10 protein-coding genes and 1 pseudogene are annotated in these 14,122 nt (G+C 37.0%); 5 read left to right on the top strand and 6 right to left on the bottom strand.

Going from position 1 to position 14,122, the window contains the following annotated elements; all coding sequences use genetic code 11:
* A partial coding sequence (locus H6F45_RS27405; protein ID WP_347237806.1) for a 4-Cys prefix domain-containing protein occupies positions 1–119 on the bottom strand: 119 nt, incomplete at its 3' end.
* 161 nt (positions 120–280) lie between these two features.
* Complete coding sequence (locus tag H6F45_RS25165) at positions 281–2,326, bottom strand: BamA/TamA family outer membrane protein (protein WP_190348713.1); 2,046 nt, start codon at positions 2,324–2,326, stop codon at positions 281–283.
* A gap of 450 nt (positions 2,327–2,776) precedes the next feature.
* On the opposite strand from H6F45_RS25165, the gene H6F45_RS25160 reads away from it, so the two are divergent.
* Positions 2,777–4,117, top strand: a complete 1,341-nt coding sequence (locus H6F45_RS25160) for a lipid-A-disaccharide synthase-related protein (protein ID WP_190348712.1) — start codon at positions 2,777–2,779, stop codon at positions 4,115–4,117.
* A gap of 83 nt (positions 4,118–4,200) precedes the next feature.
* On the opposite strand, the pseudogene H6F45_RS25155 reads toward H6F45_RS25160, so the two are convergent.
* The 3 genes and pseudogenes from H6F45_RS25155 to H6F45_RS25145 all read right to left on the bottom strand — a co-directional run.
* Positions 4,201–4,359: pseudogene (locus H6F45_RS25155) on the bottom strand (transposase); the annotation flags it as partial.
* A gap of 48 nt (positions 4,360–4,407) precedes the next feature.
* The gene (locus tag H6F45_RS25150) at positions 4,408–5,130 is read right to left on the bottom strand and encodes a response regulator transcription factor (protein ID WP_096568407.1); all 723 of its coding nucleotides are present in this window, start codon (positions 5,128–5,130) and stop codon (positions 4,408–4,410) included.
* A gap of 93 nt (positions 5,131–5,223) precedes the next feature.
* A complete protein-coding gene (locus H6F45_RS25145) occupies positions 5,224–5,409 on the bottom strand; it encodes a hypothetical protein (protein WP_190348711.1) in 186 nt (61 codons plus the stop codon).
* Positions 5,410–7,173: 1,764 nt separating this feature from the next.
* Here H6F45_RS25145 and H6F45_RS25140 point away from each other — a divergent pair.
* Both H6F45_RS25140 and H6F45_RS25135 read left to right on the top strand, forming a co-directional pair.
* Complete coding sequence (locus H6F45_RS25140; RefSeq protein WP_190348710.1) at positions 7,174–8,523, top strand: hybrid sensor histidine kinase/response regulator; 1,350 nt, start codon at positions 7,174–7,176, stop codon at positions 8,521–8,523.
* A gap of 89 nt (positions 8,524–8,612) precedes the next feature.
* Positions 8,613–9,737, top strand: coding sequence for a hybrid sensor histidine kinase/response regulator (locus H6F45_RS25135; protein ID WP_190348709.1), 1,125 nt, complete (start codon positions 8,613–8,615; stop codon positions 9,735–9,737).
* A 117-nt stretch (positions 9,738–9,854) separates the two neighbouring features.
* Here H6F45_RS25135 and H6F45_RS25130 read toward each other — a convergent pair whose 3' ends face one another.
* Positions 9,855–10,307: a response regulator gene (locus H6F45_RS25130; protein WP_137668497.1), complete on the bottom strand. Its 453-nt coding sequence runs from the start codon at positions 10,305–10,307 to the stop codon at positions 9,855–9,857.
* A 699-nt stretch (positions 10,308–11,006) separates the two neighbouring features.
* Here H6F45_RS25130 and H6F45_RS25125 point away from each other — a divergent pair.
* On the top strand, positions 11,007–12,209 hold the full coding sequence (locus H6F45_RS25125) for an AAA family ATPase (protein WP_137668498.1): 1,203 nt from the start codon (positions 11,007–11,009) through the stop codon (positions 12,207–12,209).
* 390 nt (positions 12,210–12,599) lie between these two features.
* The gene (locus H6F45_RS25120) at positions 12,600–13,910 is read left to right on the top strand and encodes an aromatic amino acid transport family protein (RefSeq protein ID WP_096568391.1); all 1,311 of its coding nucleotides are present in this window, start codon (positions 12,600–12,602) and stop codon (positions 13,908–13,910) included.
* Positions 13,911–14,122 lie beyond the last annotated feature (212 nt).

Genomic DNA, 14,122 nt, shown 5'->3' with positions numbered 1-14,122 from the left:
CCTAAAATTGATTGAGGTGCATATCTTTCCCGCAAAAGTAACTTATTACCGCACTTTTGACAATATTGAAAATTATCAGGATTAGGAAAAAGACAGTCAGGATTAAGACATTGACGCATAGACTCAAAACCAACACACTGTTATAATTTTACCCTAATTAATCAAAACCTACGGAAAATCTCTCTAAACCTCCTCCCTTCGTGTCCTTTGCTTCTACCCTTCGGGAACTGCTTCGCAGAACGTGGTTCATTACTTAGAAATTTAACACACCACAACCAAATTAAAACTTCTGACCAATACCAATATGCACCCGACTTTCACCTTGATCATTAATTCCCAAATCAGCACGAATTAAACCTAAAGGCGAATCAACGCGCACACCCGCACCATAACCAAAACCACTACCAGGTTTATTTCGCACATTAGCTGGTTCTCCAATCACGGTATCACCAGAACCTAAATCAGTGGCAAAATCAGCAAATATCACACCCCCAGCAATAGGGAAGATCGGAAAACGATATTCAGCAGAAGCTAACACATAACTACGACCACTTCCTACTTTACCACCATCATAACCACGCACTGAGTTAGAACCACCTAAGTTAAAAGTTTCATAAGGTGGTAAGTCACCCACTACAGTACCAGCTTGCAGGTTTAAAGCAAATACTTGGGGTTGTGTGCTGTTAAATAAATTTACGGGCATAAATTGACTATAGTTGCCCCGTAGCCGATTCATGGTAATCTGTCCATTACCTACAGGTATAGATTGTTCGGTGCTGAATGTGAGAATTGAACCTTCAGTTGGTTGCACTGGGTTATCCCGCTTGTCTTTGGTGGCTGTAAATGATACGGTAGCTAGGTCATCCACACCAGTATCACTCAAGGATAATTGGTTATTGTTAGCATCTCTGGGGGTAATATTTCCAGAGCGATCGCGGATGGTAACACGAGTATAATTAAGACCCAAGGCAGCATCCCAACCATCTATTTCTTGTTGCAAACTCACACTAGCGCCTATTTTCCCTTCCCGCACTTTATCACCATTCGGCAGTTTGATTTTATCGTCAAAGGTATCGGAAATTTGTCTTCTACGGAAGGTTTTGATGTTATAACCCAAACGTTCAGGGTTGGTTTCTCGATAAGGACTGTTAAAATTAGTATTAAACAGTACATCCTGTCTGTTTAGTTCCACATTTGCAGACAAGGTATCATTCACACCACCAACATTTTGATCTCTATAACTAACAATCACTGATATCCCATCATCAGCATTATATCCACCTCCCAGGTTAATAGAACGCGCTCCTACTTCTTGCAGTTCATAGATTAAATCTAGTTTTTTTGCGTCTCCTTCAAATGCAACATTGACGCTTTTAAATAAACCTAATTTATATAAAGTTTGGATATCTTGCCGTGCTAAATCTTCTGCAAATACTTTTCCGGGTTTTAGTTTGAGTTGCTGTCTGATAAAATCTGCTTTACTACGTCCTTTGATGGGATTACCATTTTGATCAAATTTTTCGCCTTCTTCACTCAAAAACCGAAATTTGATATCACCTACTAAACCTTCTGCTACATTGACTGTGAGGATACCTTGACGGTTCGGTTGAATTGATAATACTCTGGCTAGGGTATAACCGTTATCTTTATACCATTGGTTAATTTGCTGTACTATGTTCTGAAGTGCTGCTGGACTGATATCTTTACCAATCTGATTTTGGAAATTTTCTAAGGCTACTTGATAAGTAAGAACTTTTGCACCAGTTAATTGTAATGCTTGTACAACTATTGGTTGCACTTGATAAACTACATTTACACCAGCGGATGTATTGCTACTGTTAACTGTCGCATTAGCAAATAAACCAGTGTCTAAAATTGCGGCTAAATCCTGTTGAAGTTGGGTTTGACTAGTTCCTCCTCCAGTTTGGGTTTTAATAACTTTACGAATGATTTGCTCTAATTCTGCATTAGCGCCTATGATCTGGACATTGGTGGCGGTAACTACTAAATTAGCATCTGTAATTAAGTTGTTATTGTTGTTATTATTATTATTATTATTATTAATATAATTATTGATATTTGTCCGTACAACTACTGGTTGCAATATCGGTTGAGAGCTAAATTCTATGGCATAAGTAGTTTCTGGTGCTGTTAAGGTTTCTACCTGTGCTGTTTGAGTTTCTACATCAGGCACTATTACCACATCTGTTGTTGCGGTTTTATGCTCTTGATTTGTGTTTTGAGTCGGTGCAGCATTGGCTTGCTGAGTGGCATTACTAACAGCTAAAGTAGCTAAGGTAAAAATTGCCGCAGAAGAAACTCGCATAATTAATGATAATCTTTGCTGTAGATACTTATGGATTAAGAGACCAAATTTGTAATTTTTTGTTTCTGGTTAGATTTTTGCTACTACTATGCTACTACAAAAGCTGACGGTGTTAGGCGATCGCTGAGGATAAAGATCCCCGGCTTCTTTGAGAAGTCGAGGATCTGGGTACAGGTGTTTTGGTTGTTTTGGTAATTGGTACTATTCATTATCAGGCTTGATGATGACAAATTGCAAGACCCAATCTAAAGTGCAAAATCTAAAATCTAAAATCTAAAATCCAAAATCTAAAAAGATCCCCGGCTTCTTTGAGAAGTCGAGGATCTGGGTACAGGTGTTTTGGTTGTTTTGGTAATTGGTACTATTCATTATCAGGCTTAATGATGACAAATTGCAAGACCCAATCTAAAGTCCAAAATCTAAAATTTAAAATCTAAAATCCAAAATTCTATGCGTGATCTATCTCAATTACCTTTATTGAAGCAGTCTCCAGATAAAAGTTCTCGTTTACAGTTACTGGTTTTAAGTAATGGTCATGGTGAAGATATCATTGCTGCACGGATCATTAAGGAACTGCAACAGTTATCTTCTCCTCCTGATATTTTTGCTTTACCCATAGTGGGTGAAGGTCGTGCTTACCAAAATTTAAATGTGCCTTGTATTGGTGAAGTTAAGACTATGCCTTCTGGTGGTTTTATTTATATGGATAGTCTTCAACTGATGCGGGATGTCCAGGGTGGTTTGGTACAACTGACTTGGAAGCAGATTCAAGCGGTGCGTCGTTGGGTAAGTTCGCAAACAAAGTTAGATAATCAAAAGGCGATTTTAGCTGTGGGGGATATTGTACCACTTTTGTTTGCAGCTATCAGCGGTGCTAATTATGCTTTTGTGGGAACGGCAAAATCTGAATATTATGTGCGGGATGAGTTGGGTTTATTACCCAGAAAGTCAAAATCGACACGTTGGGAAAATTTTTCAGGTTCTATTTATCATCCTTGGGAAAGGTGGTTGATGAGTCGTCGTCTTTGTCGGGCGGTGTTTCCTAGAGATGCGCTGACAACAGAAATTTTAAGAAAGTGGCCTATTACAGCTTTTGATGTGGGAAATCCTATGATGGATGGTTTAGAACCTTCTTTTGGCACTTCTAGATTTGATCATGATAGTTTTGAACAACAAGAGATTGTTCGTCCTTTGGTTGTGACTTTGCTTCCCGGTTCTCGTGCAGGTGAGGCTTATGATAATTGGGAAGTGATGATGATCGCTGTATCAGCTTTGATTGAGAGTTTCCGGGAGCGAGAGATGGTGTTTTTAGGTGCGATCGCTCCCGGTTTAGATGGCAATATTTTTACTCAAACTTTAAAAATTCCAGGTTGGCAAAAATGCGATCAATCTCCAGTTCAACTGGCTGATGCTCATGCTTTGATTTTTAAACAAAAAAATGCTTATCTTATTCTCACTCAACAAGCTTATAATGATTGTTTACATTTGGGGGATTTAGCGATCGCAATGGCAGGTACAGCAACAGAACAATTTATTGGTTTAGGCAAACCAGCGATCGCTATTCCCGGTAAAGGTCCTCAATATAATCCTGCTTTTGCAGAAGCCCAAAGTCGTCTTCTAGGATCATCTCTAATTTTAGTAGACCAACCAACAAAAGTTGCCCAAGTAACACAGTCCCTGCTACAAAATCCCGATCTTTTACACGAAATTTCTGAAAATGGAGTTAAAAGGATGGGTTTACCTGGTGCTGCCAAACGTATTGCTGAATGTTTGCAAGAACGTTTAACTTAACCTGCTATATAAAACCGAGACAAAACTAGACTTTACTTTCTACTTCAACGGGAGCATGGGAGCAGTTATCCCTCAGTAGACTTTCACGCCTTAGCCAGACGCGATAAATTAATTGCAGCGTTTAGATCCCTATCTATCTCAAAACCGCAGTTCTCACAGCAATAAATTCTTTCGGATAAAGAAAGATTTTCTTTTTTATGCCCACAGTGAGAACAGGTTTTACTTGATGGATAAACTCTATCACTTCTTCCCCAGTCACCAGTCACCTGTCACCAGTCACCTGTCACCGATTAACCTACTAACCCAGAACGTAAAGCGCGAACTGCGGCTTGGGTTCTGTCATCAGCGCAAAGTTTATTCAAAATATTGCGAACATGAGTTTTTACTGTTCCCACAGTAATATACAGTTTTTCTGCAATTTGACCGTTACTGCAACCAGCAACAATTAATTCTAAAATTTCCAGTTCCCGCTGAGTTAAAGGATAGGTTTCCAGAACTTGTTCATATTCTGTAGCTAAAGCCTCAATTTTTACAGTCTTTGGTTTATCAGATGTGAGACTTTCTCCTGGTAAACTTGAGCGCATTTTTTTGAGTACCACATTGGCGATCGCTGGATCAATCCAAGAGTTACCAGCATAAGTAGCTTGTATGGCTTCAGTTAATTTGTTAATACTTGTCTCTTTCATGTAATAAGAATCTGCACCCGCCGCAAAAGCAGCTAAGACGGCATCTTCTGTATGATCCATTGTCAAAATTAAAATTTTTGTATTATTTTGCCCAGTTTCTGCTTGATGGCGTTTAAACTTGCGGGTGAGTTCAATTCCATCCATATCTGGTAAACCAATATCCACTACTGCTACATCTGGCTTGGCAGTTTCCAAAAGTTTTAATCCTTGGCTGGCATTTGCCGCTTCACCTATCACCCTTAACCCTCCGTGTGACTGCAATGCAGCCCTTAACCCCATCCGGGTTAAATCATGATCTTCAATTAAAAGAATGCTAATCTCATTCATTGTTACACCCAACTATATATCTGACTGCTGCTTTGAACTTAATTTGAACTTAATTTGAACTTAATTTGAACTTAACTTGAACTTAACTTGAACTTAATTTGACTGGTAAGGATTGAGGAGACAGAATACAGGATTCAGAATGAATGAGAGTTTTCGAGTCATGCTTGATAATTGATGAACAAACTGATAAACAAACTTGCTCATCTGGATTCCTGCTGCACACAAATATTCTAACCCCTGACTCCTGACTCCTGTACGGGCGAAGTAGGGGCGAAGCATTCGGAAAATAACCTGTGATCAAAATTGATAATTTATCGCCCGAATGCTTCGCCCTTACAGGAAAATAGCCTTTGCATAAAGTTGATAATTGGTCGCCCGAATGCTTCGCACCTACGACTCCTGACTCCTGAATTCTTACAATGAATGCAAGTTTTGGATAATTTGGATCTAATTTGGATCTAATTTTCCCAAACTAAAGATAGATGATATTTTGACCTGGTTGCATCCATCGACAGAAATAATAAATTTCACTTATTTTATCTGGGATAGAAGTAAAAATCTAGCTACGGGTATATGGCTATTTTTTTGGAAAATATGAAATATTGAAACCAATGGAAAATCAGACAATCAACCTATTTGTTATGACTGTGCCTTCCTTATTCTCATTTTTTCTTGAATTTTAAGTTCTACCAATCTCCTTGAATACTTTTACCTCACCTTGACGAGTTGGTTAAATGTTATAAATTTGTCTTTTTCTTCTCATCAACTCTGTCAACAATGCTTGTGCTAAACTTGAGATATTACTTTTTTGACACCAGATCAGTTTTTTTACGTAGTAAATAATGAGACAGTAATTGGGGGTGATTTTTACTGACTCTGATCAGAAAATGTATTACATCTGACTCTAGTTATTCTGTCAAATTCAAGTTTAAAGCCTTGTATATAGCTTGCTGAATCAAGGAGGTTTACATTTTTATCCTAGCACAAGATTCTTGCGACATAAACTTACAGCAGATTCCTTTGTTTTGAGGTACAGTATTAGACTGGGAAGTGCTGTATCAAGAGATGATCAACAGAATGACCAACTGGTAACTTCATCATCTATCATAGTACCGACCACAGGCTCCGCCAACATCACATACAACATCAGATAATTTAAAATTTTCTATCTATGAACGAGGGCAAGGGCTTAAAACTAATGATTCGCGCTTATGTGGCAATAGCAAGATATGCACTTACAGCTTTTTAATATTGAATGATTAATCACTCACGAATCAAGACTAACTACTGTTCAAGTGAGTAAAACTGCTCAAGCTGATGGTACACAATGTTTGTATGCAACTCTCACTAATGGGTGAGGACGGTAAATCATTTACTCATTTACAATTGTGTTGAGATGGATAAAGTATTTGATTTTACTTTCTCTCGACCCTGCCAGATTTCATAGAGAATCACTTTCATCTGGATAATTGCCAATTGTTTTTAAATTATTTTTTATTAAACGAGAGCAATTTTCCGTTTGTTAGAGTTATAACCAGGAGATTCAACACAATCAAAAAAAAATGGCAGAAAAAATCAAATACTTGATTCTGCAACCAGCTAAAAACATAACAAATTAAAACTACTAAAAGTGGAGGAAGATAAATTGAATGTAAAGAATATTAATTAGATATTGTGTAAAATACCTGAGTTACTCAATAGCGTTTTGTGAGATACACAAAAATTGTCAATTCTGTAGTTATATACAGCTTCTTGTAGGTAAATAAAGTAAACAATGAGATTGACAAAGCCTGGAACTAACAGCATTTTAGTTCTGACTGCTGCTGTATTGGAAGTCAGTATTCAGCAGTCAGTAATCAGTAATCACCTATTATCTGGGATTTATGAGCATTTGTAGCAAGGAATTAGGAAATTGATTTTAGTATCAGTCTCCCCTAAACATCCTGGAAAATCAGTTGAAAAAGCAGTTTTAGCTGAATGCTTACTATCTGAAAATAGAAATGCTGTACTTCAATCTCTTTTGGACAGCGAAAATAAAAACTAATGGAAGAGACGCTGAAAATTTTGGTTGTAGATGATGATGAAGTAGATCGCATGGCAGTCCGTCTAGCCCTGACAAAAGCTGATGTTTATATGGAACTGTGTGAAGTCAGCGACGGTAATAATGCCCTTTCTGCTCTCCAAAATACTAATTTTGACTGCGTTTTTCTCGATTATTGCTTACCAAACCAAGATAGCTTCACTTTAATTCACAAGCTGCGCTCTTGTGAAATCAAAGTTCCTTTAGTTATTCTCACCGCTCAAGGAGAGGAAAAAATTGCTGTTGATTTATTGCAAGCTGGTGCTACAGATTATCTGATTAAATCTCAACTAAATTCAGAATATTTGGTATTGGTTTTGCGAAACACGATGCGGTTATATCGGGCAGAAATGAAAGCAGATTTGGCATATCAACAACTTAAAGAAAGTAATGAACAACTGATTCGGAAGAACCAAGAATTGGAGAGACAAAGGCAACAAATTCAATTACAAAATTTGAGATTTTTGGAAGCATCACGACTTAAATCACAATTTTTAGCTACCATATCTCATGAGTTACGAACACCAATGAATGCCATCATTGGTTTTTCGCAAATACTGTTACGTCCTAAATTTGGTCAACTTACCAATCAGCAAGCGGATATGGTAGAGCGTATCCTCAATAATGGTAAGCATTTACTGATGTTATTGAATGAAGTTTTGGACTTTTCTAAATTGGAGGCTGGTAAATTAGAACTAAAACCGGAAATATGTGACTTATCAAAGATAGTTAATAATACTGTAGGTGAAATTCGTTCTTTAGCGGAAGCAAAAAAGTTATCTTTGTTAGTGGAAATAGAATTAGAAAATACTTTGGTATTTAATGATCCGGTGCGCGTACATCAGATTTTAATTAACCTGCTCTCCAATGCAGTTAAATTTACAGAGTATGGAAGCATTAAAGTAGAAGTGAAAGAAATTCCCAGAAATCAATTATCAATTAGTATTAAAGACACAGGAATTGGTATTTCCCCTCAAGATTATCAACATATTTTTGAGGCATTTCGACAAGTAGATCAAGGTATTAGTCGTAAATATCCAGGAACTGGACTGGGTTTAGCAATTATTGATTCATTGGTACAAATGATGGGAGGTAAAATATTTCTAGAAAGTCAATTAGGAGTGGGTTCGGTATTTAAAATTGAATTGCCACGTCAAATCTCATTATCACCTCATGCGGGAGATAATACTAGAGATAATTATAGTTGGAATGTCGGTAGTGATGATGGAATTTATTATTCTCAGCAAAATCTACCTCACCTACCATTTCAATTCAATAAAGTTTCGCTAGGATATCCTGATCTGAAACTTTAAATTACTGTCAACTTCCATGTAAATTCCCAAGTGTAGATTCCAGAGTAGATTAATTTAGATTAATGACCAAAAAGTTGTAAACATAAACTATGTCTTTTGTCAAAAGTGATAAGGTTGATCGTATCCTCGCCGTTGATGATACAAGAGATAATTTAATTTTAGTACAAACACTCTTAGAGAGTGAGGGTTATGAAATTGATTTAGTATCAGATGGAGCAACTGCTTTACAAAAAGTGGCACAATCTCCACCGGATCTGATTTTACTAGATGTGATGATGCCAGGAATGGATGGTTATGAAGTAACACGGAGAATTCGCGATAATCCTGATCTGGGTTATATTCCAATTTTGTTAATCACAGCTTTTCATGAATCTAGTGTAGTGGAAGGGTTAGATGCGGGTGCGGATGATTTTATTCGCAAACCATTTGATACTGATGAATTATTAGCCAGAGTGCGATCGCTATTGCGACTGAAGCATAGTATTGATGAACAACAAAAAATGACCCATCAGCGAGAAGATTTTGTTTCGCGTCTGACTCATGATTTACGCACACCTTTAGTAGCAGCTGATCGAATGTTAGCTTTGTTTCAACAGGAGACTTTTTGTAAAATTTCTCCAGAAATGAAACAAGCGATCGCTGTGATGATTCGCAGTAACCAAAATTTAATGCAAATGGTCAATACCTTACTAGAAGTTTATCGCTTCGAGGCAGGTAAAAAGACCTTAAATTTGGAAAAATGCGACTTAACAGAAATATCTGAAGAAGTCATCAGTGAACTAACTCCCCTTGCTGTTGAGAAAAACTTAACTCTCAAATTAGATACCCATGAGTTAAACCAGGTAGAAAATCATGGAGGAATTGTCTTAGGTGATAGATTAGAACTACGCCGAGTGTTGAATAACTTAATTGGTAACGCAATCAAGTTTACAGATACAGGCGGTGTAGAAATTCGCATTTTGAAAACTTGCCCCACCAAAACACATCAAGGTGAAGTAGTAATTGAAATTGAAGATACTGGTTATGGCATTGCACCAGAAGATCAAGCAACAATTTTTGAGCGATTTCGTCAAGGGAGAAATAAAAGATCAGGTAGTGGTTTAGGACTGCATTTATCACAAAGAATCATAGAAGCGCATGGTGGAAAAATCGAACTTTTATCAGAATTAAGTAAAGGTAGTATATTCAAAATCAAACTGCCAAAGGAAACTTAATTTTTTAGGAGTCAGGAGTCAGGAGTCAGGAGTCAGGAGTCAGGAGTCAGAAATAAAACCCTGTGACAGCAAAGATTAGTCATAAAAATTTTGAAGTCATAAAAATTTTGATTCTATTTACCTGCATGGTTCAAACGGAGAATAAGGCTCAAATTTGTGATCAAGAAAACGACGAATAATTGCCTCTAAATCCTCCAGCATATAGGGTTTACTGATATAGTCGTCAAAACCTGCGCCCAGGATACGTTCTTGCTGTTCCCTGCCAGCTAAAGCCGTAACAGCAACAACAGGAATGTGGCGAGTTAATGGATCTTGCTTTAAATATCGCACAACATCTAGACCATTCAACCCAGGTAACAGAATATCCAACAAAATCAAGTCTGGCTGATATTCTTTTGCTACTAGGAGTGTAGTGTAACTGTCATTTTGACAAATAAATCTACACCCTAGTAACTCCAAAGTATAACTAAGTAGTAATAGACTATCATCATGATCTTCTACTACCAAAATCAAAGGCGGCTGAGAGTTTTGCTTCTTTTCATCACTCATGAATGAATGTGTCAGATACATCTAGTCTCCAGAAGATTAAATTGGGCTTTATCGTCTTGATAGTCAAACTAGGCGATAATCCCACAAACCATAAGACGTGCTGATTCAAGATTAGCTAGTGTTTTGCTGCCACTCAGTTGATCATCCTTACCCACATTCAACAGGAAAGAACAACTCAATCTGAATAGCTTTAGTAGACACCCCTTGATTATATGCAAAATTACAGAATATTTTCCTCATAAGTTCACAATAACTTTGTAGAGAAAAAAGGCATAGTTATTTACTTTAGTATCACTATTGACATATCTATAAGCAAAAAATTAAATTACACTAGTTGCATTAAACATCCTATCCAGTATGAAAATAAACTGTTAAATTTATGACTTCAGTGATTTATTTTGCTGTCAATATATGCGAAATTGCTATATACCCCCATCAAGTGAGAAATTTCCTAAATACAGCAGACGATAAACATTGCTAGAAATATTACTTGAATTGCGATGGTATTTTGTAGGTTTGTAAAGAAGTGATATGATACTTGCTCAAACTGAACAATTTTAAGCATAATACTTGACGTGGCTATATTTATGTAGTATAAAGTTACATTGTAAGATATACCAGACTAATTATGTAACAAGAATCAAATATCAACCAGGTTTGACTCCTGTACGGACGTTCCACTGGAACGCCTCTAATCCTCACTACTGACTACTGACTCCTATGGATTTTGACTATTTCCGAAATAATGATAGTAGTTCCGCGAACAACAATCGTCATAACCTACTAGCTAGTGGTTGGCGACCATTTCAGCGTGATTTTGATTGGGACTATTTCCAACAACTAATATTAAATGATACTCAAGAGTTAACACAAAGAAGTATTAATCTAGTCAGTTTTTATGCAGACGCTTTAGCCAGAAAAGATTATACCTGGTGGGCAAATATATTAAATTTAGCTTCTGACTATACTCGTAGTGAATTTCAGAAATTTTGGAACTTCGTCACACCCGATGCACTCACACCAGATTATCGTTATAAAGACGTTTTAAGTACAGAAACTCCCATTGTCCAATTTGTCAGCCGTAACAGCATTCCTATTGATTATGTACTGAATTTATTGCAAGAAATTACTGTTTTGCGCGTTCTACGTTTATTGGAACGTCCTGATATTATCACCCAATATTATGCAGAAAGAGATTTCTATTTCCCCGTCGAAAAATTTGTTAGTTGGGAACGGTTAGATGTCGTCAATACCGTTTATGCTTACTGGTTTCAACACGATATTTGGTTACAAATTGACCCCTATGATCGGGGACGCAGACAATATACTTTAATGTCAAAAAATTTAGCCCCATTAATCAATAAAGCCACTTATGATTTAGCAGTGATGTTAAGTGGATATCAAAGCCGTGTCGGTAAAGTTCATAATCAATTTCCCATTCGCACATTTCCCCAAGAAATTCAAGATTTTACTGATTCAGTGCAGCAAGCTATTCTCAATCAAAATCAATTAGCAATTGTGGTACATGGAGAACCAGGTACAGGAAAAACAGCATGGACACAATCAGTAGCCAAAGAAATTTTAGTACCTTTAGGTTATGTCATCTTTATTTTGGATCATGATGCCATTACTAACTTTGTGCCACCCAACTATTTAGAGAAAATTTGTATCATCATCAACGAAGCTGATAACTTAGCTCAAGATAGAGCTTCAGAAGTAGCCCAATATAACAACAAAACTGAACATATTTTAGCCTTGTTAGATGGGACTTTGTACCAAAGTGTAATTGATGAATCTGGTGTACAAATGAAGCAGCATTTAGTGGTTTTGATGACTTGCAATACTACAGAAAGATTAGATCCCGCTATGTTACGTAAAGGAAGAGTAGATTTAATGTATGAGTTTACAAAGCGGTTTGTTTAAAAAATCAGTTATCAATTGATAATTGACAATTGACAATTGACAATTGACAATTTTTTCATTCAAAGTTTAAAACCTCCCCTTTATCTCGTTATTTCGTTCCCAGTTTCTAACTGGGAATGCCATCACAGAGTCTCTGACTCTGCTATCCCATAAAGGCAGAGCTTTTAATACAGCTATTTTCAGGTAAATAAAACACATTTTGATTTAGGTTTCGCATCAATATGTGGTCTAAAGACATGAAAACTGCTGTAATTCATTCTTATACTCTGTATGGGAACGAGAAAAACGAGGAATTAGCGGAAATCAGAGATTTTTGCTAAAATTACTGATATCAAGTAATATCAAGTAATATTTTCTTGCCGCTTTGGGCAGATATCTAAGCAAAAACCCATGAATCAAGTTCTCAAATCAGAACAAAAGCAAGTCACCAGATTATTTTCTCACCTGGAATTTGATGGTAATAAATTAAATCATCAACCAGGTAGCGTTTTAGGAAGCACTGCTTTGATAGCTGGAACTACTGTTGGTGCTGGTATTCTTGCCCTACCTGCGGTAACTTTACCATCGGGTATTTTACCCTCTACAATTGTCATTATTGCAGTTTGGTTATACACCTTATTTTCCGGTTTATTAATTGCCGAAGTAACCTTAAATATTATGGGTGCAGAAGGCATGACTAGCATAGGTTTTTTGGCAACTGTAGAAAAGACATTGGGAAAAACAGGATCTAGAATTGCTGGTGGTGCATATTTGTTTAAGCACTACGCCCTTTTAGTGGCGTATATCAGTAAAGGTGGAGATATTTTATTATCGACATTAACTAAAATAGTTGGGTTAGAAAATATTTTACCTAACTGGATAGGAACAACAACTTTTACATTGTTATTTGGTGGCATTCTCTATTTAGGAAAAGAAAGATTTATTCAGAAATTAAATAGTGCCTTTGTGGCAATTGTCATTACTTCTTTTCTTGGATTATTGCTGCTAGGATCAGGACAAGTAAAAAGCTCACAATTTCTCTTTCAAAATTGGCAAGCTGTCGGTGGTGCAGTTTCTGTTATTTGTGTAGCTCTTTTTTATCATAACGTTGTGCCTGTAGTGGTGACACAACTAGAAGGCGATATCACAAAAATCAGGAAATCAATTATTATCGGTTCTGGCATTCCTTTGATGATGTTTTTGGCTTGGAATGCTGTTATTTTAGGCAGCGTTAGTCCTGATATCCTCCAGAATAATTCACAAAGTGGCAGTGTTTTTGATCCCTTACAAATTTTGCTTTCAGGAGAAGCAGGAGAAATTTTAGGATTAGTTTTAACTGTTTTTTCAGAGTTCGCAATTATCACCTCATTTATCGGTTTTGTTTACGGTTTAGTCGATTTCTTTCAAGACATTTCTCGGATGACAAAAAATCAAATTTCTCGGTTTCCTATTTTCTCACTTGTGCTATTTCCACCCATGAGTTTAGGAACAATAAACCCCAGCATATTTTTTACTGCTCTAGACTATACGGGAATATTTAGTGTTTCGATTTTAGGAGGAATTATTCCGGCAATTATGAGTTGGCAACAACGAGAAAAACAAAAGTTAACAGATGGTATTTATCAATCATTGATACCAGGTGGTAAAATTACATTAATTATGATGATTACAGTTGCATTAGCCCTGATATGCAAACGAATTTTCTCAATGTATGCCAATTAAATACCAATTTCAATACAGCACTTTCCTTTGTCATGAGGTACACGATTGGCGGGCAAGACTTGTACTGAGCGACTTGTACTGAGCCTGTCCTGAGCCTGTCCTGAGCCTGTCCTGAGCCTGTCCTGAGCCTGTCCTGAGCCTGTCCTGAGCCTGTCCTGAGCCTGTCCTGAGCCTGTCCTGAGCCTGTCCTGAGCCTGTCCTGAGCCTGTCCT

The organism is Sphaerospermopsis sp. FACHB-1194 (assembly GCF_014696235.1).
In the GTDB taxonomy this organism is placed as follows: domain Bacteria; phylum Cyanobacteriota; class Cyanobacteriia; order Cyanobacteriales; family Nostocaceae; genus Sphaerospermopsis; species Sphaerospermopsis kisseleviana.
The sequence above is the reverse complement of the archived record's forward strand: the minus strand, read 5'-3'. Positions and strand labels throughout refer to the sequence as shown.

Coding starts and splice junctions, on each gene's coding strand:
- H6F45_RS25165 (WP_190348713.1), bottom strand. CDS start 2,326: ATGCGAGTTTCTTCTGCGGCAATTTTTACCTTAGCTACTTTAGCTGTT.
- H6F45_RS25160 (WP_190348712.1), top strand. CDS start 2,777: ATGCGTGATCTATCTCAATTACCTTTATTGAAGCAGTCTCCAGATAAA.
- H6F45_RS25150 (WP_096568407.1), bottom strand. CDS start 5,130: ATGAATGAGATTAGCATTCTTTTAATTGAAGATCATGATTTAACCCGG.
- H6F45_RS25145 (WP_190348711.1), bottom strand. CDS start 5,409: ATGCTTCGCCCCTACTTCGCCCGTACAGGAGTCAGGAGTCAGGGGTTA.
- H6F45_RS25140 (WP_190348710.1), top strand. CDS start 7,174: ATGGAAGAGACGCTGAAAATTTTGGTTGTAGATGATGATGAAGTAGAT.
- H6F45_RS25135 (WP_190348709.1), top strand. CDS start 8,613: ATGTCTTTTGTCAAAAGTGATAAGGTTGATCGTATCCTCGCCGTTGAT.
- H6F45_RS25130 (WP_137668497.1), bottom strand. CDS start 10,307: ATGTATCTGACACATTCATTCATGAGTGATGAAAAGAAGCAAAACTCT.
- H6F45_RS25125 (WP_137668498.1), top strand. CDS start 11,007: ATGGATTTTGACTATTTCCGAAATAATGATAGTAGTTCCGCGAACAAC.
- H6F45_RS25120 (WP_096568391.1), top strand. CDS start 12,600: ATGAATCAAGTTCTCAAATCAGAACAAAAGCAAGTCACCAGATTATTT.